Origin of the sequence: Maridesulfovibrio sp. (genome assembly GCF_963678865.1) — a bacterium.
Taxonomy (GTDB): Bacteria; Desulfobacterota; Desulfovibrionia; order Desulfovibrionales; family Desulfovibrionaceae; genus Maridesulfovibrio.
Genome location: NZ_OY787459.1, coordinates 2,872,537 through 2,896,336 on the forward strand (window position 1 = coordinate 2,872,537; position 23,800 = coordinate 2,896,336).

The 23,800-nt window shown below is 50.2% G+C and carries 19 protein-coding genes; 11 read left to right on the forward strand and 8 right to left on the reverse strand.

Annotation, left to right across the window (positions count from 1 at the left end; genetic code table 11):
• Positions 1–2 precede the first annotated feature (2 nt).
• The 3 genes from ACKU41_RS13205 (at position 3) to ACKU41_RS13215 (ending at position 3,486) form a co-directional block, all read left to right on the forward strand.
• On the forward strand, positions 3–1,064 hold the full coding sequence (locus ACKU41_RS13205) for a glycosyltransferase family 9 protein (RefSeq protein WP_321401421.1): 1,062 nt from the start codon (positions 3–5) through the stop codon (positions 1,062–1,064).
• Positions 1,057–2,898 (forward strand): C25 family cysteine peptidase, encoded by a 1,842-nt coding sequence (locus tag ACKU41_RS13210; protein ID WP_321401423.1) that lies wholly within the window; start codon positions 1,057–1,059, stop codon positions 2,896–2,898. The genes ACKU41_RS13205 and ACKU41_RS13210 overlap by 8 nt, the downstream gene beginning before the upstream one ends.
• 108 nt (positions 2,899–3,006) lie before the next feature.
• On the forward strand, positions 3,007–3,486 hold the full coding sequence (locus tag ACKU41_RS13215; RefSeq protein ID WP_321401425.1) for a hypothetical protein: 480 nt from the start codon (positions 3,007–3,009) through the stop codon (positions 3,484–3,486).
• 42 nt (positions 3,487–3,528) lie between these two features.
• Here ACKU41_RS13215 and rimO read toward each other — a convergent pair whose 3' ends face one another.
• Positions 3,529–4,836, reverse strand: a complete 1,308-nt coding sequence (gene rimO / locus ACKU41_RS13220; protein ID WP_321401427.1) for a 30S ribosomal protein S12 methylthiotransferase RimO — start codon at positions 4,834–4,836, stop codon at positions 3,529–3,531.
• A 190-nt stretch (positions 4,837–5,026) separates the two neighbouring features.
• Here rimO and ACKU41_RS13225 point away from each other — a divergent pair, with 190 nt between their 5' ends.
• From ACKU41_RS13225 to ACKU41_RS13245, 5 genes are all read left to right on the forward strand, one after another.
• Positions 5,027–6,472 (forward strand): ATP-binding protein, encoded by a 1,446-nt coding sequence (locus ACKU41_RS13225; RefSeq protein ID WP_321401430.1) that lies wholly within the window; start codon positions 5,027–5,029, stop codon positions 6,470–6,472.
• Positions 6,473–6,687: 215 nt separating this feature from the next.
• A complete protein-coding gene (locus ACKU41_RS13230) occupies positions 6,688–7,296 on the forward strand; it encodes an XTP/dITP diphosphatase (protein ID WP_319777855.1) in 609 nt (202 codons plus the stop codon).
• 128 nt (positions 7,297–7,424) lie between these two features.
• Positions 7,425–9,248, forward strand: coding sequence for a glutamine--fructose-6-phosphate transaminase (isomerizing) (glmS, locus tag ACKU41_RS13235; protein WP_319777856.1), 1,824 nt, complete (start codon positions 7,425–7,427; stop codon positions 9,246–9,248).
• 180 nt (positions 9,249–9,428) lie between these two features.
• Positions 9,429–9,722 (forward strand): NHLP leader peptide family RiPP precursor, encoded by a 294-nt coding sequence (locus tag ACKU41_RS13240; protein ID WP_319777857.1) that lies wholly within the window; start codon positions 9,429–9,431, stop codon positions 9,720–9,722.
• A gap of 115 nt (positions 9,723–9,837) precedes the next feature.
• Positions 9,838–11,532, forward strand: coding sequence for a M50 family metallopeptidase (locus ACKU41_RS13245; protein WP_321401433.1), 1,695 nt, complete (start codon positions 9,838–9,840; stop codon positions 11,530–11,532).
• A 230-nt stretch (positions 11,533–11,762) separates the two neighbouring features.
• Here the strand turns inward: ACKU41_RS13245 and ACKU41_RS13250 are convergent, their stop codons facing one another.
• The 7 genes from ACKU41_RS13250 to ACKU41_RS13280 all read right to left on the reverse strand — a co-directional run bounded on the left by ACKU41_RS13250 (position 11,763) and on the right by ACKU41_RS13280 (position 19,680).
• Complete coding sequence (locus ACKU41_RS13250) at positions 11,763–12,902, reverse strand: M20 family metallopeptidase (RefSeq protein WP_321401435.1); 1,140 nt, start codon at positions 12,900–12,902, stop codon at positions 11,763–11,765.
• A 172-nt stretch (positions 12,903–13,074) separates the two neighbouring features.
• The gene (locus ACKU41_RS13255) at positions 13,075–13,953 is read right to left on the reverse strand and encodes an ABC transporter permease (RefSeq protein WP_321401436.1); all 879 of its coding nucleotides are present in this window, start codon (positions 13,951–13,953) and stop codon (positions 13,075–13,077) included.
• A gap of 8 nt (positions 13,954–13,961) precedes the next feature.
• Positions 13,962–14,927 (reverse strand): ABC transporter permease, encoded by a 966-nt coding sequence (locus ACKU41_RS13260; protein WP_319777861.1) that lies wholly within the window; start codon positions 14,925–14,927, stop codon positions 13,962–13,964.
• A gap of 45 nt (positions 14,928–14,972) precedes the next feature.
• Entirely contained in the window at positions 14,973–16,538 is a 1,566-nt protein-coding gene (locus tag ACKU41_RS13265; RefSeq protein WP_319777862.1) for an ABC transporter substrate-binding protein, read from the reverse strand.
• On the reverse strand, positions 16,523–17,488 hold the full coding sequence (locus ACKU41_RS13270; protein WP_319777863.1) for a dipeptide ABC transporter ATP-binding protein: 966 nt from the start codon (positions 17,486–17,488) through the stop codon (positions 16,523–16,525). The genes ACKU41_RS13265 and ACKU41_RS13270 overlap by 16 nt, the downstream gene beginning before the upstream one ends.
• Before the next feature lie 3 nt (positions 17,489–17,491).
• Positions 17,492–18,490: an ABC transporter ATP-binding protein gene (locus tag ACKU41_RS13275; RefSeq protein ID WP_321401443.1), complete on the reverse strand. Its 999-nt coding sequence runs from the start codon at positions 18,488–18,490 to the stop codon at positions 17,492–17,494.
• Between the two features lie 158 nt (positions 18,491–18,648).
• Complete coding sequence (locus tag ACKU41_RS13280) at positions 18,649–19,680, reverse strand: hypothetical protein (protein ID WP_321401445.1); 1,032 nt, start codon at positions 19,678–19,680, stop codon at positions 18,649–18,651.
• A 134-nt stretch (positions 19,681–19,814) separates the two neighbouring features.
• Between ACKU41_RS13280 and ACKU41_RS13285 the strand changes: the two genes are divergently transcribed.
• The 3 genes from ACKU41_RS13285 to ACKU41_RS13295 all read left to right on the forward strand — a co-directional run bounded on the left by ACKU41_RS13285 (position 19,815) and on the right by ACKU41_RS13295 (position 23,789).
• Positions 19,815–20,894: an aspartate/glutamate racemase family protein gene (locus ACKU41_RS13285; RefSeq protein WP_321401447.1), complete on the forward strand. Its 1,080-nt coding sequence runs from the start codon at positions 19,815–19,817 to the stop codon at positions 20,892–20,894.
• 369 nt (positions 20,895–21,263) lie between these two features.
• A complete protein-coding gene (locus tag ACKU41_RS13290) occupies positions 21,264–22,157 on the forward strand; it encodes a RimK family alpha-L-glutamate ligase (RefSeq protein ID WP_319777867.1) in 894 nt (297 codons plus the stop codon).
• Between the two features lie 12 nt (positions 22,158–22,169).
• Positions 22,170–23,789 carry a GH3 auxin-responsive promoter family protein gene (locus tag ACKU41_RS13295; RefSeq protein WP_321401449.1) on the forward strand — a complete coding sequence of 540 codons (1,620 nt, stop codon included), beginning with the start codon at positions 22,170–22,172 and terminating at the stop codon, positions 23,787–23,789.
• Positions 23,790–23,800 lie beyond the last annotated feature (11 nt).

The following is a 23,800-nucleotide window of genomic DNA, read 5'->3' on the forward strand; positions in this document are numbered from 1 at the left end:
TAATGAATAATAATTATAAAAAAATAGCCCTTTGGCAGACCGCTTTCCTTGGTGACGCGGTACTGACCCTGCCCCTGATCAAGGCACTTGCCTTGCGTTTTCCTGAAGCTGAAATCCATCTAATCGTGCGTAAAGGAGTGGAAGCTCTTTTTGAGGGCCAGCCGGAACTTGCGGGGGTGCATGGGTTCGACAAACGAGGGGCTCAGAAAGGCATGAGCGCTGCCCGTTCTTATGGTGCTGAACTGGGCAGGCAGGGATTTGATCTCTGGATTTCCGCTCACACCAGCATGCGTTCGGCAGTGGTTGCCATGTCTACCGGGATTAAAGACCGCATCGGTTATGCTGCTCCGTGGTATAACCGTTTTATCTATTCGCAGACTGTGGAGCGGCGGTTTGATGAACTGGAAGAGGTGGAAAGGCTGCTGGCACTTGGTGAGCCGTTGGGCATTTCCGGTATAGCCCCTGATGTGACGCTGGAGCTTCCGGCAGAAGTGCTTGGCGAAGCGGAGGATTTTTTCAGGGGTCTTGGCAACCGTCCGGTGATAGGGGTACATCCCGGTTCTACGTGGGAAACCAAGAAATGGCCGGAACAGAATTTCGCTCAGGTCATCGACAGGTGTGTTGCTGAAGGGTTTAAGGTGATTTTTTTCGGCGGTCCTGCCGAAACCGGACTTTGCCGATCTGTTCTTGATCAGGCAAAGCGGGCCGATGCGGTGATTAATCTTGCCGGAAAACTTGGCCTGCAGCAGTTGGCCGCGCATATCCGGCAGTTGGATGTGTATGTGACCAATGATTCAGGACCCATGCATATTGCATGGATGCAGAAGGTGCCTGTGCTGGCCATGTTCGGGCCGACCGTGCGCAGGTTCGGCTTTTTTCCGCGTGGCGCAGGTTCCACAGTGCTGGAAAGTCCTGCAGATTTGCAATGCAGGCCGTGTGGGTTGCACGGCGGTAAAACCTGTCCCGAGAAACATCATAAATGCATGACGGACATCACAGTTGATATGGTTTGGAATGAAATTTTGCGTAAAGCCGGGGAAGGCAGGGAGAATGAAAATGATTAGTCTGAAAAAAAATTTTGTTCCCTTTGTTCTCTTTTCATGTCTGGTTCTGATTTCCGGCTGCAAGGTCAATGGAATCGGGAAAACAGTTGAACCTGTCCCTGCTCCCGATCCGGTGAAAGTCTCATCCGCCCCGTACACGGAGGAAAAGAAAAATGTGATTGTCTGCACTGCTGATTTTATGCGTGCGGCCCGTTATTTTTCCTACCTGCACCGTGAATTCGAGGGAGTTAAATCGGTTATTCTGAAAGTCCCGGCTTTTAACGGTACTGCCGAGTCTGCGGAAAATGTCTTTTCCGGGGTGCGTGAGCAGGTGGACCGTCTGAACAAAGACGGCGGACTCATGTCCGTGCTTATTCTCGGTAACCGGGATGTTGTTCCCTCTGCCCGATTCAGCGCGGCAAACGGAACCGGAGTCCATTTTTCAGATTACGCTTATGGCGGTTCTGCATCGGCACCGGAAAATATGCTCCCGGTGGGCAGGATTCCGGCACGGGATTGTACTGAGGCTGAAGACGTGGCCGCCAAGTATGAGCGCTGGTACGGGGACCGGGAATTCCGTCCGGCATGGCCGGTATCCTTCATTGGCGGCGAGGGGTTCTCCGGTCAGACTATTTCCGACTCAGAGCTTCTTTTTTTCAACCTGCAGCAGGAGGGTATCGCCGGCCCTGAGGCTATCCGTTATCTAGGCGCAGCCGGCGGGGTTACACCGCAGCGCCTGCAGCAATCATTTGCTGAGGATGATGTCTCTGTCCAATGGCTGGCTCTTGAAGCTGTCTCTGGCGGTTTTAGGGCCGGGAATGGAGTTGTGCCGGTTTCGGCGATATTGAATCTTGAGTACAAGCCCGGCCTGCCGATGGTGCTTAATCCTTCTTGCGAGATTTCTACTGTCAACGCTTCCATGCCTACCCCTGCGGAGGCTATAGTCCTTTCTCCCGGCGGAGGGCTGGCTGTTATGACCGGATGCAAGGGCAAGGGAGAAATCCGCGCTGAGCTGGATGATGGACGGGTTTTCCGGGTCGATTCAAGCGGAACGCCCCGGCTGCTCATGGAATTTCACAAAGCTTATTTCAGCGGCAAACACCGTATCGGAGATGCCTTGATTGAATCACGGGCACAATTTGCCCAGAATCGGCTCAATGGCGAGAGTATTGAACCTCTCTACGGTCTGGTCTTTTATGGTGATCCGGTCATGTCACTGCCCTTGCCGGTGCGTACTGAGTCTCCTTCCTACAAAGGGCTGAATGTGGTCTCCAAGGACAGGAAGCAGTCGGGAGTTGCTGTTTTCGCCGTCAATTCCACGATCTCTTTTGCCATGGAAGAAGGCGGGGTTTATCCGGCTGTCCGTCTGCAGGTTGTTGACCGCAGCAATGGCCGGGTTGTTTCCTCCATGAAGGTGGCGGAGGACGACATTTTTAATTTCATGTCCGATGGTGAAGGGCAGTATCTTGTATATTCCCGTCCTCTGGACGGTCCGCTGGCATGGCAGTTTTTTGATGTTCGTGAAAAACGGAATATGGATAAGTTTTCCTCAGCGGAGGCCCGGAAACGCACTAAACCTTCCCCGAGGATCAGTGCCGGGCTTAAGCCGGTTAGCTACGCGGTGCAGGTCAGCTCCAACCGCAGGGAGAATTCTGCGGTCAAAGTGCGCCAGCGTCTGACCGGTCAGGGTTATGCGGCTTATGTTGTCGAGGTCCCTTCGGCCAATAACCGCAAATGGTATTGCGTACGTTTCGGGAACTACGATTCTTGGGCAGATGCTGTTGAAGCATCCGCAGAATATGAACGTAAGGAACAGGCTGACGCGAAGATTGTTCGTTGCCGTGGCGGGAGTTAGTGTAATAAATTTATAATACGATCTTTATTGAAGATGGTTGTTGTTTTGGGTATAAGCCTGTCTTTGGAATGTTAATATACATTAAGCAAGGACAGGTGTTGAGAAGTGATGCCCGCATTCAAGAAGCCTCTTTTTCTGGTTCTCGGCCTGCTTGTTTTTGCTGCACTTGGAACCGGAGTTGTCTTTGTTTCCGGTTTAAAATCCAGACCGAAACCTGTTCTGTCTTCCGGTTATCAATTTTCCAAAGGAATATCCCCTGCAAAACTTGAATTCAGTAACGGCGAAATAGTAACTTTGAACCGGGTTTTCTGGGAAAAACGGGATATTTTGAAAAAAACGGTCCTGACCGTAGTAGGGCAGGAATCCGAGCGTGGTCCAAAGAAGATGACCGCACAGTCCGGACTGAAATTTTCCATTGAGCTTAAAAGCAAAAACGGAATGTCCTATTCTCCCGAGAATGTTCAGTGCAAACGCGGCAGGCTTGTCAGCGAGATCAGCCGCTATATGGATGAGGGAGCCAAAGTGCTTGCTGCTTATGCAAAAGATCCGGCCCTGCTGAACAGGGAAGTTGAAATAGTCGATATGTAAAAAAATCCCAGACTGGTGTGACCAAAAGTCTGGGATTTTTTTTTATTTTACCAGAGTCACCAGATCATAATCGGTGACATTGTCTATTTCAGCTTCGACCATCATGCCCGGCTTGAGTTCCATGCCATCCTCAGGCGCGCTGACGTAGGTAATGCCGTCAACTTCCGAGGCTTGAAACCAGACCCGGCCATTAAATAATCCCGGCCATTCTTCGTTCGGTTCTTCCACCAGCACCTGAATTGTTTCGCCGACATTTTCTTCAAGGATTTCCCTGCTGATTTCCGATTGGACTTCCATAAGCTGCTGTCTGCGCTCTTCCCGCAGCTCTTCAGGCAACTGCTCCATTTCCCCGGCGGGGGTTCCGTCTTCCGGCTGGTAGGCGAAAACTCCGAGGTTCTGGAATCGTGTTTCTTTAACAAAATCAACCAGTGTATTGAAATGTTCTTCGGTTTCACCGGGATAGCCCACAATGATGCTGGTGCGCAGCACCGCTTCGGGAATATGTTTGCGAACCCGGTCAATAACCTTGCGCGGGTCACGGGCAAAGGGGCGTCCCATGGATAAGAGTACTTCCGGATGAGCGTGTTGGATGGGAATATCAAAGTACGGCAGCAGCGGTTTTCCGGCCTGTGCGAGAAAGGAAAGCATGCTGTCGGTCAGCCCTGCGGGGTAGAGATACATCAGCCGCAGCCATTCCAATCCCTTGAGAGGAAGCAGTTTTTCAATCAGGGAACGCAGGTTTGTTTCCTTATCGTCAAGGTCGGAACCGTATGCTGTGGTATCCTGTCCCACAACGACCAGTTCCGGTACGCCCTGCTCAAGGATGTAGCGCGCTTCGTCCACAAGACCGTCCAGCTCCCGGCTTACATGAGGACCGCGGATGGAGGGAATAGTGCAGAACCTGCATGAATGTGAGCAGCCTTCACTTATTTTCAGGTAAGCGTATGCCGGACCTGTGCTGATGGCCCTTTGCTGAACCACAGGCAGTTCCCTTGCAAGGGCTTTGGCGGCCAGTCCCGGCCATTGGGCCAGTTCGCGGGTGGAGAGCCAGAGGTCCACTTCCGGCATCTGTTCGGTCAGCTTCCCGTAGCGGCTGACCAGACATCCGGCCACAGCCAGTACCGGGCGCGGGTTGAGATCCTTGATGGCATCGGCTGCTTCGAGGATTGTGTCCACTGATTCTTCGGTAGCTGGACCGATAAAACCGCAGGTATTGATCAAGATGAGGTCGGCTTCTTCCGCGCTGGGGGCGGCAATCATGTCGGAGCCGAAGGCGCCGAGCATTACTTCGGTATCGACCCGGTTTTTCGGGCAGCCGAGGCTTATGGTATAAATTCTTGTTTTGTTCATATGGATATAATTCCGTTGGCAGTATATTTTACGGATGTTTGTTAAAGCTCAAGATTTCTTGTGCGGCAATCGTTAACCTATTCGCCAGCAAGTGCAAAGAGCAAAATTGTGCTATTCCTTATTACCTATTTTATGGAAAATAGTTTATCCTGAAGGCGTGTTAAAAACAAAGGGAACGGGCGGAGCAGTAATGCTTGAAGATTTTATAGATATAAAAAAAGACTGCATCGGAGTTGTAGGACGATCCTTTGCGCTTTCAGTCCTTTCCCTGCTGTTGCACGAAAGCAGTCGCGAGGCTGCCGGCATAGTGCTTGAGGCCGGTGTTCTTATCGATGAATCCGGTAATCCCCTGCAGGACGGTTATGATTTTCCCCTGTACGCGGATGTGGGTTCCATGCTTGCCGCCCATCCGTCTATAAAAATGGTTTTTGAACTTTCAGGTGAAGCGGATCTTGTCAGGAAGTTGCGTATTGCCCTGCCGCTTGAAGTTGCTCTTGTGGAGCTTCCGGCAGCGCGTTTTTTTCTCCGGTTGCATGCCACAGACCGTTTGTGGATTGCCTGCAAGGCCAACCTCATGCAGACTCAGGCTCTGTTCAAGTCCGTGGTGGACCAGTTCCCCGAAGATATAATTATCATCGGTTCGAACGGGCTGATTCTGGATTGCAACAACCATTTTGTCCAACGGTCCGGGCGGGATTTCGCAGCCCTGCAAGGCGAAAATCCCCTGAATTATTATGATGCACTTACCTCGCTGTGTCCGGTGGAAGACGGATTTATCAACGTCCCGGATATGTCCCGTGAAAACGGGGAATTAATGTTTTCCGAGACTGACGATCTGGGCAAAATTCATTTTTTCCGCCTTTACGTCTATCCCATCACAGAAGAGGGAAAGGACAAGGTTGTTCAACTGGTGGTCATCTGCCGGAACATTACCGAGCGGACACTCATCGAACAGCGTTTGCAGCAGTCTGAGCGAATGGCAACAGTGGGAGAGCTTTCCGCTTACATTGCCCATGAAATCCGTAATCCGCTGATGGCAATGGGCGGGTTTGCCAAGGTGTTGATCAAGGATGAAGGTATTGATCCTGCCGGACGTGAAAAGATCAAGATCATTCTTGAAGAGGCTCAGCGGCTGGACTGTTTACTTAAGAGTATCCTCAGTTTTGTGCGCTCAAGGGATGTGCAGAAGAACAATATCGATATCAATAAGATCGCGGCCGATGCCATGCAGTTGCTTTCATTGGGCTGCCAGCTGCAGGGAATTGAGGTGGAAATGGACCTTGATCCCAGTAATCCTTTAGGGATAGGCGGGGCGGAGCAGATTCGTCAATGCTTGATCAATCTGGTCAAAAACTCCATGGAAGCCATGCCCGAAGGCGGAAAGCTTAATATTTCAAGCGGGGTAAGCGAAAGGCATGTCTGGCTGGAGGTTCGTGACAGCGGACCCGGAATTTCTGATGATCAGCGCACTCATATATTTGATCCTTTTTATTCCAGCAAGGTTAACGGTAACGGCCTCGGACTACCCATGGTCAAGAAAATTATGGAAGAGTTCGGCGGTGAAGTTGAACTAGCCAGTCGGCCGGGGCTGGGTACCAGCGTGGTCTTGTTGCTGCGTAAAGCTCCGGTTGCCTAAACAGCTTCTACAGCGTATTACACTTGCAATCTATATTTCATAAGCCATGACAGGGATGCCTCAGGCGGCTCAACGAGTTTTTGCGTTGATGCATTGCACGTTTTCTAATGAAACGATTTCGTCCCGGCGGGCAAAGTGGATAATTCTCTTTGCAGTCCTTGGTTGTTTTTGTCAGCTAAATTTCACAATTGCGATATTATTTACGGGAGAATGTTTTGAAGACAGTTGTTCTTGCCACCACCAACAAAGGCAAAATTGCTGAGTTTGATGAGCTTTTTAAAGATCTGGGGCTGGAAGTCAAAGGTCTGGACCAATTTCCTGAGATTGGGGAAATTCCCGAACCGGGTGAAACCTTTCTCGAAAATGCCATCATCAAGGCCCAGACCGTAGCTAATCTGACCGGTCTGGTGGCTGTGGCAGATGATTCCGGGCTTGAAGTTGACGCCCTGAAAGGAGCTCCCGGAGTTTTTTCTGCCCGCTACAGCGGTGAGGATGCCACTCCCGAAAAGAACAATGCCAAGCTTCTTGAAGAGCTGGACGGCGTTGCAGAGAAAGAGCGTACTGCCCGCTTCGTATGCGTCATGGTTGCTGCAACACCGGACAATATCCGTATCCAGAGCCGTGGTGAATGGGAAGGGCGCATCGCCTTTGAACTGACAGGAAAGCAGGGCTTCGGCTACGATCCTTTATTTTTTGATCCTGAACTGAATTGTGTTGCCGCGGAAATGACCCGCGAAACCAAGAATGCCCGTTCTCACCGTGGCAAGGCCTTGCGCGCGCTCATGGAACAATGGGCAGATTTTCAAGAGAAAATCAGTAAATAAATTCCGTTTAAATTAAAGATGCTTCTGCGAATCAAAACGGCGAAGCCTAATGAAAGGTTTTAAGCCGCCGGAGGCAAATTCTTTTTATCAAATAGCGCAAAGCGCATTCCATTAATGGAGATTTATATATGTGTGGAATTATCGGATACGCCGGGCATCGTCCTGCAGTTCCCCTTATTGTAGAAGGTTTGAGACGCCTTGAATACCGAGGTTATGATTCTGCCGGTGTTGCAACTGTGCAGAACAAGGAGATCGAACTGGTCCGTGCCGAAGGCAAGCTGGCCTCCCTTGATGAGAAGCTGGCCCGGAAAAATGTGACCAATTCTACCTTCGGCGTAGGTCATACCCGCTGGGCCACTCACGGTATACCAGTTGAGCGCAACGCTCATCCCCATCTGGACTATGAAAAGAAAATGGCCATGATCCATAACGGGATCATTGAAAATTATCAGGAAATCAAGACCGAACTCCTCGCCAAGGGCTATGAATTCCGTTCCGATACTGACTCCGAAGTGCTCTGCAACCTCATTGCCGAGGGTCGTAAACATAATCCGACCATGCTTGAGGCTGTTTCATGGGCATTGAAACAGGTTGAGGGTGCATACGCCATTGCCGTGGTTTGTATTGATGAACCGGGCACGGTTTACGCCGCCCGTGTTGCCAGTCCGCTGGTTATGGGTGTCGGTGTTGGTGAGAATTTTGTTGCTTCCGATATTCCCGCTTTCCTGCCTTATACCCGCGAGGTGGTCTTCATTGAGGACGGAGAACTGGTCAAGATCACTTCTTCTTCCTGGGATGTTTTCAATGCCGAAACCCTTGAGCCGGTGGCAAAGGAAATCAAGACCATTAACTGGGATGTGCAGGCCGCTCAGAAGGGTGGCTTTAAACATTTCATGATCAAGGAAATTTTTGAGCAGCCCAAGGTTATTTCCGACTGCATGGCCGGGCGTGTTGATCAGGACAAGAATGAAATTGTCCTGCCGGAAGTAGAAGGTATGGAACCGCCGGAAAGGTTGCATATCATCGCTTGCGGAACCTCGTATCACGCCGGGCTGTGGGGCAAATATCTTATCGAGCAGTGGGCCAAGATTCCAGTGGAGGTAGAGATTGCCTCTGAGTTCCGTTATCGCGACCCTCTGCTGCCAGAAGGCGGCGTGGCTCTGGCTATCAGCCAGTCCGGTGAAACAGCGGATACCCTTGCCGGAATCAAACTGGCCAAGGAAAAAGGGTTGTCCATCATCGGCCTGTGTAACGTGGTCGGTTCCAGCGTGGCACGTGAGTCAGATCATGTTATGTACACTCAGGCCGGACCAGAAATCAGCGTGGCATCCACCAAGGCCATGTGCAGCCAGCTTACCGCGCTGTTGCTGCTGGCTCTTTACTGGGGCAGGAAAAAAGGCGTGATTGACTTAGCCACATACAACCGTGCGGTCATGGATATACGCAGTATTCCTTCTGTTCTGGAAGCGGAACTGCCAACCATGCGCAGCAGGGCACAGGAGCTCAGCCGCGAGTACTCCGAAGCCAACAGCTTTTTCTTTCTCGGTCGCGGGATTTATTTTCCGCTGGCTCTTGAAGGTGCGCTCAAGCTGAAGGAAATCTCCTACATCCATGCCGAGGGCTATGCCTCCGGTGAGATGAAGCACGGACCTATAGCACTCATTGATCCCAAGTTTCCGACTTTTGCCATAGCTCTTAATGACGATTTATTTCCCAAGGTAAAATCAAACCTTGTGGAAGTTCAGGCCCGTGGCGGTGAAATCATAGCCCTGACCAATCCCGGCGTAGACCTTGATGTGGAGCATCGCTGGTCCCTGCCAGAAGTATGGGGTCCGCTGAACACCTTCATCGCCCTCCCGGCCTTGCAGCTTTTTGCCTATGAGACAGCCGATTACCTTGGTAAGGACGTAGATCAGCCTCGTAATCTTGCAAAGTCGGTCACGGTCGAATAGATTAAATATTTGATTTTATTGACTTTTTTTGTCTAAAAATAAAGTTTGTCCAAATTTAATAAAGTCTGTCCATTTTGCGAATTAGTTTGTCTCAATTGCCTCTTTGGGGACTCGATCTTGCACACGGCACGGCTTTTGAGGTATACAAAAGCTCAATTCCATTTCCACAAGGAGACTACCATGGCAGATAAAACCGAACAAAAAAAAGCATGGGTCAGAATCGTGAGTAAGGCGTGGGCGGATGAAGTCTACAAGCAACGACTTTTGAACAACCCGGCAGCGGTGTTGGCAGAAGAAGGATTTAAAGTGCCGGAAGGCGTAAATGTTGAAGTTTTCGAGCAAGGCAAAGCCGATGCGTACTTCCTGTTGCCCGAGCCACTTGAGGCTTCTGATCTTGCCGAGTTGGAGGAACGATTGGCGGCTGGAGCGTGCGAGAGTTTTCTTTTCTGTGATGCTTGGTGGGATCCGACTTGAGGCGGACGAAAATGCATTCAACCCGTGTCTTGGAAGAGCACACGTGACGGTGTTTTAACCTACCAGAAAAAATTTAGTTATCAAAAGAATGCTCGACGTCTGGGAATCATAATTTATGACCGACAACCACATCTCAGTGACTCTGCCGTCCGATGAGCGATGGTTGCATTTTGTTCATGATACCGTTCGCCGCTACGGTGGGATGGTTGGATTTTCATCCAAACTTGAAGAGATGTTTTCCTGTTCAGTCATGGAAGCATGCGAAGAACTGTTCCGGTTGTCGGCCGAAGCCTCCATCACGGACTCCGTGGACCTGCACATGGACTTCAAAGGCGGGGCCGTTGTGGTGGATATCAGTTACAACAGAAATATCCCCCTCAACCCCCATGAAGCTGAGGATTTCGAAGTGCCTGATCAGGGCACCGAGCTGGATGATCTGGATGCCAGCACACTGTGGCTCCATCTCATCAAGCGGCGCATGGACCGGGTCCGGTTTATGGTTAGGGGACGGCACCATGTTCTGCGCCTGGTCAAATACAGACGTGAAGAAGGCAAGGAGATGCAGGCCTGGATCATGTCCATCACTCCCAAACTCCGCAAGCGACTTATTCTTCACTTGAACGACCCTGATACCGAGTTTCCCACCGGCGTCCTGCAGGACAAGGGGCAAGGAGCGCTTAAGCTCGGTGTAAGCGAGATGTTTATTGTTCGGAACATGGACGGCGTAACCTCATTTCACGACCTATACATGGCACATGCGGACAAAGTCGGCTTGATGTCGCCAGCGCAATTGGTCATGCTTTATGAAAAGCTGGAGCGCCTGGACATGCTGGCCAGTCCCGACGATGCCGCACAAAACTCAAAAGTCAAACGCCTTGTACGACGCATAATCAACCCGAATTTCACCATCCCCAATGCGGACAGGGTGGTGTCGGCGGTCCATACCGCGACTCGTCCCTTATTCTCGTTCGCCGGCTTGATTCTGCTGCTGGGCATAGGACTGTCGGGGGTGTACCCCTGGTGGGGTAAATGGGATCATTTTCGTGAGATCATCACCGGACTGGAAGCAGCCCTCATCAGTCGGCCGATGTACCTCATCCCCATTTACTTTATGACCCTCGGGCAAGTGGCCTTTCACGAGTTTGGGCACGGAGCAGTCTGCAAGCATTACGGCGGCAAGGTTCCGAGGATGGGCATCATGTTTTATCTGGCCATGTTCATCTTCTATTGCGACACAACCGCGGCGTGGACGTTTCCGGACAAACGGCAGCGAATTCTGGTTTCCATGGGAGGTCCTCTGGTTTCATTTGCCCTGCTGGGGGCAGGATTGTGGGGCGCGGCGTACTATGCCGACACAGGTTCTGGCTGGAAATATGTGTTTGTTGCCTTCAGTCTGTTCACTTTTTTCGGATTGGTCATGAATTTCAACCCGTTCATCAAGATGGACGCCTACTATATGCTTGTAGATTACACCGGCATTTCCAATCTGCGAACCAAATCATTCAAATTTTTGGAACACAAAATTTTCGATAGACTTGGTTTCGATAGCGAAGCTAAAGGGGCAAGTCCACCGCACACCAAACGTGAACGCAGGATATTCTGGTGGTACGGCATCCTTGGATCTTTTGTGACTGTTTTCTTTCTTGTCACCCCTCTTGTGCGCATCAAATACCTGCTGACTGCTGAGTCTGTTTCACAAGGCCGCCTGTTTGTGGCCTTGCTCATTGGTGCGCTTCTACTTGCTCGCCTTGCCCGGGCGGCCTTTGGCAAATTCAGGGCCATGCGGTATCGTGAGTACAAAATTCAGTGACAGGTGACTAAGTAAGAACTACAGCCGAACAACAAGTACGGTCACCTTGAAATAAATAAAGACATATATTAAAGCCGCTTCTGTTTTAGACTTGAAATACAGTTTAAAACAGAAGCGGCTTTTTTGTGGCAAACAGAAGTGGTGGTTTAATAGAGCCAAATATCAAGAAGTGGATCAAAGCAGGGGTGGGAACGCTTAATTCCCTTGTGGCTCCACGTCTAAAATACGAATCAGTTTTTCGAAGCAAGTTTCAATGTAGTGTTTGCAACAATGGAAATCATGGGCAGGATGCTATCCAGTTCCATGTATTCATCTTCACGATGAGAATTTTCCCCTACGGGCCCCATGCCGTCGATGGTTGGAATACCCATGGCTGCAGTCCAGTTGCCGTCGGAGCAGCCCCCTGTGGAAATGTATGCGGAATCAATTCCAATTTTAGCGGCTTCTCCGTGCAGGATTTCCCACATTTCCATAGTTTTGTCAGTAGGTTCCATGGGTGGACGGTCTACTCCACCTGAGATTGAAATAGATGCACCTTCTACATAATTGGTTTCAGGAAGCTTTGCGAAGAATTTTTCAGCAAAGGCAGCTTCCTCAATTGTCCCAACCCGTACGTCTACTACCAGTTCAGCATTGTCAGGGATGATGTTGTGTTTTTCACCACTTCTAATGATGTTGCTCTGGGCGGTGATGGCATTATCCATATCATTGAGGGCGTGGATTGCAGATATGTGTCCAGCCAGTTCCACCAGCGCGTTGGCACCGCGTTCGGGGTTGGCTCCGGAGTGGGCGGAAATTCCGCTTGCAGTGATGTGCACAACTCCGCCGCCCTTGCGGTGCATGACGTGGCGGTAATCTGGACGGCATGGTTCAAAAACAAAAACGTGGTCGCAATTGGCAGCGTTTTTCTCGATCCATGCACGGGAGTTCTCGGAGCCGATTTCTTCATCTCCGTTAAAAGCCACGCAGATGGCAACCTTATCCAGATTTCCTTCATTCTTGAGCTTTTCAATGGCGTAGAGGGCTACCAGCAGGCCACCTTTCATGTCATTGGTACCCGGTCCCAAGGCCCGGCCATCTTCAATCTTAAAAGGACGTTTGGCAGCTTCCCCGGTGGGGAAAACAGTGTCCATGTGCCCGATGAACATGAAATCGTAGCGTCCGTTTTTGCTGGCGGTGCAGGCTTTCAAACAGGGAACGCCGCGTTCGCCTTCACGGGTGATCTCAGCTTCGAGGCCAAGTGTATCGAATTTAGCTTTCAGGAATTCGGCAACTTCAGCAACACCGTCCAGATTTTCACTGGCACTGTCTGTGTTGATGATTTTTTCAAAATCCTTCAGAAAATTGTCGTAAGTTTGTTGTTCTGTCATTTGTCTACTCCACTAGGATTGCACAGTTTCGTATATCAACTCGATAATGGGAGTTCGGTACGCGAAGCAGATTAAAAGTTTTAGGAAAGTCCAGAGACCTTTTTTTAAAAGGGCTCCTCTTACCGCTTTATTAAGCGAAAGCCTTGAATAAAAGAGCGATAGCGCATCAAGTTTATCTTGCCAGTTTCGGGTTCATCTCATCTCTAAGCCAGTCGGCGAAGAGGTTGATGCCGACAACCAGCAGGATCAGCGCAGATGCGGGGAAGAGAGTCATCCACCACATTCCGGCATAGATGTAGTTTTTGCCGATGGCGATCATCATGCCGAGGGAAGGCTCGGTCAGCGGCACACCTACGCCGAGGAAGCTCAGTGTTGCTTCAAGCATGATGACAACCGCGAGGTCAACAGCCATGACAACGAATATCGGCGGCAGGGCGTTGGGCAGGATATGCTGGAAGAGGATGCGGAAATCCTTGGCCCCGGAGGCCTTGGCGGCCATGACGTAGGGGTTGTTCTTTATTTCCAGCACACTGCCGCGGATGGTACGGGCATACTTGACCCAGTCGGCAATACAGATTGCGAAAATTACGGTTCCTATGCCTCTGGTCTCGAAAACTCCCAGCAGCAGCACGGCCAGCAGGGTGGTGGAGAAGGAGAACACGGTATCGGCACAGCGCATGACAAAAGAGTCGATGAGGCCGCCATAGTATGCGCCGATCATACCCATGACAACGCCGAAGCTTCCGGCAATGGCAACTACGGACCCGCCAACGATGAGCGAGGTGCGCATACCGTAAAGGATGGTGGAAAGGATTCCGCGTCCCTGATCATCGGTACCCAGAGGAAAGGAAAGTGAACCCCCGTCCATCCAGATGGGCATTTTAAGCATGTTGCCGAGGTCCAGTGAACTCAGGTCGTACGGGTTCATGGGGGCCAGCAGGGGGGCGAATATCCCGGCAATGATGAAGGTCAGCAGGATGGTCGCCCCGATAATGGCGGGCTTGTCTTTTTTGAAGCTGTTAATGCGTTTTTTTAAAAGTGGTCTGTTCATTATATTTCCTAATCGTAGCGAATTTTGGGGTTGAGCACTGCGTAGAGCATGTCGACCATGATGTTGATGAACAGGATTATGAATGAGGCCAGCATGATGTAGGTAACAATGATGGGCTGGTCAGTCTCAAAAATGGAAGTGAGCAGCAGGTTGCCCATACCCGGCCACTGGAAGATGGTCTCGGTTACGATGGAAAATGCGATAAGCTCACCAAAAGAGAGTCCGGCAATGGTCACAACCGGAATCATGACGTTGCGAAGGGCATGCTTCATGATGACCTTGAAGGGGGAAAGTCCCTTGGCCCATGCGGTCTTGATATATTCTTCGCCCATGACTTCGCGCATGCCGGCACGGGTAAGGCGCAGCATGACCGCCAGCTGGTAGCCGGAAAGGGTCAGCGCGGGCAGGATAATGTGTTTGATTCCGTCCCATGTGAGCAACCCGGTACGCCAGTCTCCGACCATGACCGTTTCCCCGCGCCCGAAGGGGGGCAGGATATCCAGATATACTGAAAAGACCATGACCAGCAGGATGCCGATCAGAAATGTGGGTATGGAGATCCCCATTAGTGATCCGGACATAATCATTCGGGCTGTAAATCCACTGGGCCATATGGAAACCACAATTCCTAAGCCGACCCCGACAGTGAATGATATGATGATGGCCGCAAGGGCCAGTTCAAAGGTGGCGGGAAAACGTTCAAGGATGGCGTCCAGCGCGTCAACCTGACTTACGTAGGACTTACCGAAGTCGCCTTTTAGAGCTCCGCCGAGAAATTTTACATATTGAATGTGGGTGGGCTGATCCAGACCGTAGTCTTTACGGACCTGCTCCTGTTCAGCCTGAGTGGCGTATTTGCCTGCCAGCATGAGTACCGGGTCGCCGGTGTAGCGGAAGAGGCAGAAGCACACGAAGGAGACGGCGAGCAGTACCAGCCCTCCCTGTAATAATCTTCGAAAAATATATGATGCCATGATGTCTTTAACGGGGCCGCCGGAGCGGCCCCTGATTTTTAGTTGTTACTGAATTTCCTTAACAGTGATCCAGCGGTCGGGGCGCGGGGTGAACTTGATGCCCTTGCCCTTGATCACGGCGTACATGTCCTGCTGGTAATGCAGGGGAATGGTGGATACCTCTTCGAGAGATATGCGGTTGATCTCCTGCAGAGCTTTTTCACGCTCGGCACGGTCCACGATATCTGCGGATGCGATGAGTTTCTTGTCCAGCTCGGGGTTGGAGTAGGAAGCACCGTTGTATCCGCCCATACCTTTATCCTTGTCCACGGTGTGGAGCAGTTTTTCTGCGGAGCGGCCGAAGTCGTAGGAGCCGTCGAACCAGCCGATCAGGTAGAAGGGATACTTCTGGCTGGTGAGTTCGCTGAAGAAGATGGACTTGGGCTTAACATCGAGGTTGACCTTCAGGCCGACCTTGGCGAGGTATTTGGCAACAGCTTCACAGATTTTTTCATCGTTGATGTAACGGTCATTGGGACCGGCGATGGTGATTTCAAAGCCGTCTTTGTAGCCGGCTTCAGCCAGAAGCTGTTTGGCTTTTTCAGGATTATACTCAAGACGTTTAATGGATGCGTCGTAACCCACGGTGGCTGCATCGGGAATCTGATGAGCTTTGGTTGCCTGTCCGTGCATTACTTTTTCAATGATTTCATCTTCATTGATTGCAAGGGCAATGGCCTGACGTACGCGTATGTCAGCGTAGGGAGTGCCGGGTTTGTTGCCGATGGAGAGGAAGATGCAGCGGCGAGCGGGACGCTGGATCATTTCAACGGTAGGCATTTTGGCAATGCGGTCTGCCAGAGTCAGGGGTACACCGTTGACCAGATCTACCTGCTTGCCTGCCAGAGCGGCGAAACGGGTTGCTTCTTCAACGATGGGACGCATTTCAATGGTTTTGTATTTAGGTGCGCCTTCCCAGTAGTCGGGGTTGGCATGCATGCGCAGGTATGAACCTTTAACCCACTCATCAAAGATGTAGGCACCTGTTCCGATAGGCTTGGTGTTGTAGTCGCCATCATCACGTTTGAGGGAAGATTCTTTGTCTACGATGAAGTTCTGGTGCATGGTTTCTGCGAACCAGGGTACAGGCTTTACGGTTTTGAAAATTACTGTGTACTTGTCCGGGGTTTCCATGGATGCGATGGCGTTACCGAAGTTAAGCAGCTTGGAGTACTTGGAGTTCTTCATGCGTTCGAAGGTGAAGACAACGTCATCTGCGTTAAAATCATTGCCGTTGTGGAATTTTACACCCTTGCGCAGTTTGAATTCCCATGTGTTGGCGTCGATACGCTTCCATTCTGTTGCCAGAGCGGGAACGAGTTTGCCGTTCTTGCGCTGGAGCAGGCCATCGAAGAAGTTGGACATGTAAGAGAAGTTGGCGTCGGAAGAGTGCGCCTGCGGGTTCATGGATAGGGGCGGAGCGTCCGTTGCAATGGTCAGGTCAGCCTTGGCCATGGCAAGGGAGGGCAGTGTGAGCATTGCGACGAGAGCCGCAACAACAGCCAAACGTTTCATGGGGTCTACCTCCAGAATAAGTTTATCTTTTTTCATGCCGCTTAGTACAAGTGGCATGAAGCCTGATGCCCCTCACCGAAGTTCGTGGCAACGGGTGTTTCCTGTGAACATATATCCATCGCTTTCGGGCAGCGGGTATGGAACCTGCAGCCGGAAGGGGGATTGATAGGGCTGGGAACATCCCCGGTCAGGATTTGCCTGTTTTTGGTCCGGCGCGGGTCCGGGACCGGAACGGCAGATAGCAGTGCCTGCGTGTAGGGATGCTTGGGGTTGCTGTAGATGTCGGTGTAGGAACCGGTCTCCACAACTTTACCCAGATACATGACCACAATGCGGTCACAGATGTATTCCACAACTGCGAGGTCGTGGGAAATAATGAGCAGGGAAAGGTCGAACTGCTTTTTCAGGTCCATGAGCAGGTTGATGATCTGGGCCTGAATGGATACATCAAGGGCGGAAACAGGTTCGTCACCGATGATCACCGATGGGTTCAGGGCCAGTGCGCGGGCAATGCCCAGACGCTGTCTTTGCCCGCCGGAGAATTCGTGCGGGTAGCGCATACCCTGATCCGGGTTCATGCCTACTGTTTTAAGCAGGAAGGCAAGCCTGTCAGCGCGTTCGCTGCCCTTGTACATGCCGTGCACGTCCATGGGGTTTGAGAGAATCTGGTTCACGTTCATGCGCGGGTTGAGCGAAGAGTATGGGTCCTGAAAGATGAGCTGCATTTCCCGGCGCAAGGCTCGCATCTCCTTGGCAGACATCTCGCCCATGTCGCGTCCCTGCCAGCGCACGGTACCAAAAGTGGGTTCGATGAGGCGCATCATGGCCAGTCCGGCAGTGGACTTACCGCAGCCGGATTCACCGACGATGCCCAGAGTTTCCCCTTTACGCAGTTCTATATCAATGCCGTCCACCGCGTAGACATAGCCTTGAACGCGGGAGAGGATTCCTTTTCTGATGGGGAAGTGGACCTTGAGGTCCTCTGCTTGCAATAAAAATTCAGACATAGGCTAGTGGGGGATATGCAGCCAGCAGCGAACCGCGTGGCTAGCGTTGATTTCAGTTAGTTCCGGTTCTTTCTGACTGCAGATAGGCATGGCCTCCGGGCAGCGTTCACAGAACTTGCAGCCCTTTGGAAGGTTGTAGAGGCTGGGGACCATCCCTTTGATTTCATTAAGCCGTTCAAATTTGCCTGCGGTGCGGCGGCCCAGAACCGGAGTGGAGTTGAGCAGCCCTCTTGTGTATGGATGCAGGGTGTTTTCAAAAAGTTCTATGGTATCGGCCTGTTCTACCACCTTGCCCGCATACATAACCACGATGGAATCAGCTGTTTCGGCAATAACGCCGAGGTCGTGGGTGATCATTTCCACTGCGGTGCCGAAGTCGTCTTTTAATTTAATGATCAAGTCCAGAATCTGGGCCTGAACGGTCACGTCCAGTGCTGTGGTCGGTTCGTCGGCAATGAGTACTTCCGGATCGCAGGACAGGGCCATGGCAATCATGACCCGCTGGCGCATACCGCCGGAAAGCTGGTGCGGGTATTCACCTATCCTTGCTTCCGGGGCTGGAATCTGGACTTTGGCCAGCATTTCAGTAGATGCGTCCCGTGCTTCTTTTTTGTTCATATTCCTATGCAGGATGAACATTTCTGAAAGCTGGTCGCCGATGGTGAATACCGGGTTGAGGGAGGTCATGGGCTCCTGGAAGATCATGGAAATCCTGTTGCCCCTGATATGGCGCATTTCAGCCATGCTCAGTTTGGTCAGGTCCTGTCCGTCAAACATGATTTCGCCACCGACGATTTTACCGGGAGGGCTGGGTACCAGTCTCATAACCGATTGTGCGGTGACGCTTTTCCCGCAACCGGATTCACCAACAACCCCAAGGACCTTTCCTTTTCTGAGGGAGAATGTGGCGCCGTCTACTGCTTTGGCTGTGCCGTCGGAAGAGAAAAAGTAGGTTTGAAGATTGCGTATCTTCAAAATTTCATTTTTGGCAATTTGTTCCATTTGAGGTGGTCTCGTAATTCTTTTGAAGTGACTGAAATGTCAAATTAGTAAAAAAGTTGCGCTTTAGTCAAACAAAAAGACGTCATATGGTTTAAAAAAAAATTAAACCACATCCGGCAAGTCTATTATTACAGCATTTTAAGCGACATTTACACTTTTTAGAAAAGCTTGAAATCCGGTGTAGACATCAGTTCATCCATGGCTTCTTCGAAGATGTGCCCTACTTTCCAGCGGGAGAACTTCTCGGAAACGTAATTGCTGAATGCTTCCGGGCGGGCAGGGGAGTTTTCCGGGGTAACTGCTTTTTTACACATTTCGACTTCTGTGTTGAATAGTTTTAGCAGAGCCGGAGCACTGGTGGAGAATCCTTCAAGGTTATGCTGGTCGTAGGGGTTGTTGAATGTATGGCGGGTGTTTCCGGTGAAGTTCAGGGCCGGCTTTTTGCCGTAGGCATCCTGAATAAGAAACTCAAATATAGAGCAGCGGTCAGTTATGAGCAGGGAGTGCTGTTCCGGGAATTTAATGGCACAGGAGGCCGCATTTGCCATGTACTGGGCGTAGTACTGCAGTTTGCCCATGTCGTTGTCGGCTATGCTTTGGGTGATGATTTTGTCCAAGGCCTCATTCAAGCATTCCCGGCACATATAGGTGGTTATGGTCTGCCCGTTTCTGCAATTCTCTTCAAACAGGCGCAGTCGTTCGCGCACAACATTCCCGGTCAGTTCGTAAAGGAATCTTTCGGCCTCGCCGTCCAATTCAAGCTGGAATTCTTTGAGCATGTACAAACGGTAAGGCTGGTAAATACCGCTGGGGCGGTCTTTGACAACTATCTTTGCGCCGCCCATCTGCTCCAGAACTACGAGCATCAACTCGAAATAGAGCCTGTCGTAGTGGGGCATGAGCGGGCCTTCGATTTTGCGTTTGCGGTTATTGTTCAAAATGGCCGGGATGTCGTGTTTGTTTAGGGGCTGGTAGTCGTATTCGGCTAGAACGGCATTTATATCCGTGATGCGTTGGTTCAGGGCCAGCAGGATAGAGGCGATTTTATCCTTGCCCGGATGGTTGATCATATTCTTGCTTAGTTTGGTCAGATATGTATTGGATACGCCGGATAAATTGCTGATATTATTCAGGTTCATGCCGCTATCAGCAATAATGTCAGTGAGGGTGTCAGGATATTTTCTCATCATGTGTGTGGGTTGCGGGTTGATTGCTCTTCAAGTTGGATGTATTGGTGTTAACAAAAAAAGTAATAAAGGTTAAATTTTTTTTGCACTGAAGTTTTGCGCGATTATAATTTTGTAAAAAAGGGTAATTTTTTCTCATGGTTTCCACTGAAAATGTTATCGGAGTGATCGGCGGACTCGGCAACGAGGCTATGGTTGATCTGGCAAAGAAAATCCAGTTTGTTCCAGGATATGCTCAAAATTCTTATGTTTTTTACGGTAATTCAAGGCTGGCATACAAGCCGCATGAGGTTGGACAGCCGTGGAAACCGGAGGATGAGCCGGAGCTACGCAAAAAAGCCACAGCCGAGCATTCAGCACGAATTATGCATTTTCTTGGCTGCGGCACGGTGGGACTGGCCTGCAACAGCGCCCATGAACTTTTCCGTGAGGTCATGCCCGCTCTACCGTTGACGTTTGTTGATATGATCTACGAGACCGCGCAGTCTTTGAGCGGGATCGGAACAAAGGTGCTGGTGCTCGGAGTGGACAGTTTAGTTAATTCCGGTCTTTATCACCGCGCTCTTGATCAGTACGGTGTGCAGGCGGTCAGTCCTTCGGCACAGAACATGGTTAAAGTAATGTCTTCTATTTATGATACCGGATTCGGTATTAAAACAGCCAAGATCACCCCGGAAGCTGAAAAAATGCTTTGTGAAGTTATTACGGACGAGTGTGAGCGGCAGGGCTGCAGGGCGGTGGTACTGGGCTGCACCGAACTCCCTTTGGCATTGACCGCTGAAAGCTGTGCCTGTTTTAAGAGGGATAGCTTAATTCCCCATGATGTGAAGATTGTGGATGCCTCGGCTGTTTTGGCTGGTTCTCTCGTGGAATCCGCATGTGCGGGGCATCTTCCAGAGTCGGATTTAGATTTTTCCCCAACTGTAAATACCGATTGGTTTTCTCCTGCGGTATTTATTCTCGATACGCTTGAAGAGCTGGTGGAAGTTCAATCTGAAATTATCAGGCTGACTGTCAAGCATCTGGATGAAAAGGGAACAAGGCTGAAAGGTAGTTATATGCATCTGCCGACTCTTTTCGCAGTAGGGAATCCTCCCGAATTTTTTTCTCGTGCAAAGGCTTTGTCAGGGTCTGTTAGTGGAATGCATGAAAATTGGAAATGTTCTTTAGCTGATATTTTGGAAGAGAATTTTAGTTCCATGTCCGGTTGTTTTTAGTCTGTAACCGTATTAATCGGAAAATTCGAATCTTCCATGGTGAATTTAGTCCTCTCTCCGGAAAAGCCGGGGGGAGGACTATTTATTTCTACAGGAAGCCACCTCTGTGTCGGCAAAAGATTACCTGCATTATGCCTCCCCATGTCTCAGGAATTTTTTAAGTCAGATTTTAGAATTTCTTTCACCACTCTCAATGCGGTTCTTTTTGTCCGATTGTTATGCAAGGTCATTCCTTTTGGCAGGCGATACATACTTTTTTGTAACATATTTTTTTATGATAGTTATCTTGAAATGCCTTGTTGTCTCGTGTAAACCAAAAAGTGTTGTAAATTTAAGGTGTAGTTTGTGATCAATTGACAGGAGAAACGTATGAACGGTTGGGTATTATATGTTGGGGAGCCTGTTACAGAGCTTCTTAGATTGCAGGAAACAGCCAAGGCTGCTGGATTTGATATTTCTATAGTAGATCCGTGGAAAGTTGAGATAATGGTATCAGATAAGCAGACCGCTTATGTGGACGGCACCGAAATTGCGTTGCCGGACTTTGCTCTTGCCGGGTTTGTCAGCAATGCCAGCTATCATAATGTCTCTCTTCTCAGGCAGTTGGAAAGCAAAGGTGTCCTTTGCGTAAACAAAGCTTCTACTCTCACAAAGACCAAGGACAAGCTTTTAACCTTGCAACTCCTGTCCGCCCACGGAATTCCCGTTCCCAAGACATTGCTGCTTTCCTATCCCTGCAACACCGACATGATTGAAAAAGAATTCGGATATCCACTTGTCGTCAAGGTTATCGGTGGGTCCAAGGGTAACGGTGTTGCGTTGGTTGATTCAGCCAAGCAATTGAATAACATGGTTCAGATGTTTGAAGCCGGCGGGATTCAGGAAGACGTCCTGATTCAGGAATTTATCGAAACAAGCCGCGGACGCGATGTGCGTATCCTGATTGTTGATCATAAACCGGTTTCCGCAATGATTAGAAGCAATTCCCGCAAGGACGGGTTTAAGTCCAATTATTCCGCAGGCGGGCAGGTGAATTCTTTCGACCTGACTCCGGAAATGGAAGAGCTGGCTGTCCGGGTCAGCAATGTGCTTGAACTTAATATCGGCGGTATCGATTTGTTATTTACCGAAGACGGTTTTAAAGTTTGTGAGGCTAATTCAATTCCCGGTTTTGAGGGGATGGAGAAGGCTTGCGACATCAATGTCCCGGCTGAAATTTTAAAAAGTATCGCCCGGCAGTTGAAGGAACGGAAACAGGGGTAATGGAGGCAGCTTATGCTGGTAGAAGATATATACGCGCTGGGTGACAGAGAACTTTTTCCGAAATATCTTTCATTGTGTGAGAATCCGCAGGCCGTTCAGGAACAGCTTCTGCGTGATATTCTGGAAGAAAACAAGGACACCGCTCTGGGTAAAAAATATGGTTTCTCCAAAATTGAATCTGTTGAAGACTTTCAGAAAAGTCTTCCTGTTTCCGGCTGGGACGATATTAAGAGCCTGAGCCGGAAAATGGAATTGGGGGAAAAGGACCAGCTTTTCGCCGGACAGCCCAAATATTTTATTGTCACCAGCGGTACTACTGGAAAATGCAAATACCTGCCGGAAAGTTTTCTTGGCCAGAAAGCGAAGTCCATAACCAGTAAATTACGGCGCATGGTCATTATTTCCGGGACTCCGGCAGCTCTGGCCGGTAAAATTTTTACCATTTCGAACAGCGCGGGTATTGGGAAGGTGGATTGCGGAATTCCCTTTGGATACGCATCCGGTGTGACTTTGATGGAAACACCTGCAGCCCTGCGCAGCAAGGTTGCCTATCCTTTGGATATCTTGAATATTCAGGATCAGGATACACTTGATTATTCCCTGATGCGTTTTGCCATTGAACAGAATGTTACTGCAATTATCGGCAACAATGCAGGCCGGATGGAAAAACTTATCCTCATGGCGCAGAAAAAAGCCGAGGAAATTATCAATGATATTGAGCAAGGAACATTAAGTGTTTCCGTAAATCTTGATTCCGGGTTGCTGGATTCCCTTTCCATGGAACCCAATCCTCAACGGGCTGAAGAGCTGCGCGCAATGCTTGCAGCAGGACGGCCGTTTCTGCCGGTATCATACTGGCCTGATCTGGCTGTGTTTACCTGCTGGCTTGGCGGCTCTGTCGGACGGTATGTGCAGGGGGTAAAGCCTCTCCTCGGCGAACAGGTGCAGTACAAGGATTGCGGTTATGGCGCCAGTGAGGGCAAGTTCAACATTCCCATGAAGATGGACGAACCTGCGGGCACTCTTGCTTTGCTGGCCGCATTCTATGAATTTGAGTCCCTTGATGATGACGGCAGAATATATCAGGCCCACGAACTTGAAGACGGCAGGCAGTACAAAATCATCATTACTACTTTTTCCGGTCTTTACCGTTATGATTTGAAGGATATAATTGAAGTTCGAGGGTTTACCGGGAAGACCCCCAACATCTTCTTTGTCAACAAAACAAAGGATGTGGGCAATATCTGCGGCGAAAAACTTTCTGCTCAAAGCGTGATTGAAGCTGTGGAAGGTTTGGCCCCGAAGCACGGTGTGGCAGTCAAGCATTTCTGTGCCGTGGCTGATGTGGAGAACAGCAGATACGACATCTGCATGGAGCTTGACGGCGACACCGCTCCTTCAGAAGCATTTGCTGCCGAGCTTGATGCAATTTTCAGCGAAGGAATTGTCTACATTGCCAAACGCAGGCAGGAGCTACTTTTCGCTCCCCGGATTCTGGTTATGGAAAAAGGGTGGCAGGAGGCTTTGTATGCGGAAAAAACAGGTGGCAGCATTTCCATTGCCCAGATTAAGCTTCCAGTCATTTATGATAAGATACCGCAGCCTGATTTTGTTGCGTCCATAATTGAATAAGGGAAGCTGTG

Coding starts and splice junctions, on each gene's coding strand:
- ACKU41_RS13280 (WP_321401445.1), bottom strand. CDS start 19,680: ATGATGAGAAAATATCCTGACACCCTCACTGACATTATTGCTGATAGC.
- ACKU41_RS13285 (WP_321401447.1), top strand. CDS start 19,815: ATGGTTTCCACTGAAAATGTTATCGGAGTGATCGGCGGACTCGGCAAC.
- ACKU41_RS13270 (WP_319777863.1), bottom strand. CDS start 17,488: ATGTCTGAATTTTTATTGCAAGCAGAGGACCTCAAGGTCCACTTCCCC.
- ACKU41_RS13245 (WP_321401433.1), top strand. CDS start 9,838: ATGACCGACAACCACATCTCAGTGACTCTGCCGTCCGATGAGCGATGG.
- ACKU41_RS13255 (WP_321401436.1), bottom strand. CDS start 13,953: ATGAACAGACCACTTTTAAAAAAACGCATTAACAGCTTCAAAAAAGAC.
- ACKU41_RS13215 (WP_321401425.1), top strand. CDS start 3,007: ATGCCCGCATTCAAGAAGCCTCTTTTTCTGGTTCTCGGCCTGCTTGTT.
- ACKU41_RS13210 (WP_321401423.1), top strand. CDS start 1,057: ATGATTAGTCTGAAAAAAAATTTTGTTCCCTTTGTTCTCTTTTCATGT.
- ACKU41_RS13250 (WP_321401435.1), bottom strand. CDS start 12,902: ATGACAGAACAACAAACTTACGACAATTTTCTGAAGGATTTTGAAAAA.
- ACKU41_RS13260 (WP_319777861.1), bottom strand. CDS start 14,927: ATGGCATCATATATTTTTCGAAGATTATTACAGGGAGGGCTGGTACTG.
- ACKU41_RS13295 (WP_321401449.1), top strand. CDS start 22,170: ATGCTGGTAGAAGATATATACGCGCTGGGTGACAGAGAACTTTTTCCG.
- ACKU41_RS13205 (WP_321401421.1), top strand. CDS start 3: ATGAATAATAATTATAAAAAAATAGCCCTTTGGCAGACCGCTTTCCTT.
- glmS (WP_319777856.1), top strand. CDS start 7,425: ATGTGTGGAATTATCGGATACGCCGGGCATCGTCCTGCAGTTCCCCTT.
- ACKU41_RS13225 (WP_321401430.1), top strand. CDS start 5,027: ATGCTTGAAGATTTTATAGATATAAAAAAAGACTGCATCGGAGTTGTA.
- ACKU41_RS13265 (WP_319777862.1), bottom strand. CDS start 16,538: ATGCCACTTGTACTAAGCGGCATGAAAAAAGATAAACTTATTCTGGAG.
- ACKU41_RS13240 (WP_319777857.1), top strand. CDS start 9,429: ATGGCAGATAAAACCGAACAAAAAAAAGCATGGGTCAGAATCGTGAGT.
- ACKU41_RS13275 (WP_321401443.1), bottom strand. CDS start 18,490: ATGGAACAAATTGCCAAAAATGAAATTTTGAAGATACGCAATCTTCAA.
- rimO (WP_321401427.1), bottom strand. CDS start 4,836: ATGAACAAAACAAGAATTTATACCATAAGCCTCGGCTGCCCGAAAAAC.
- ACKU41_RS13290 (WP_319777867.1), top strand. CDS start 21,264: ATGAACGGTTGGGTATTATATGTTGGGGAGCCTGTTACAGAGCTTCTT.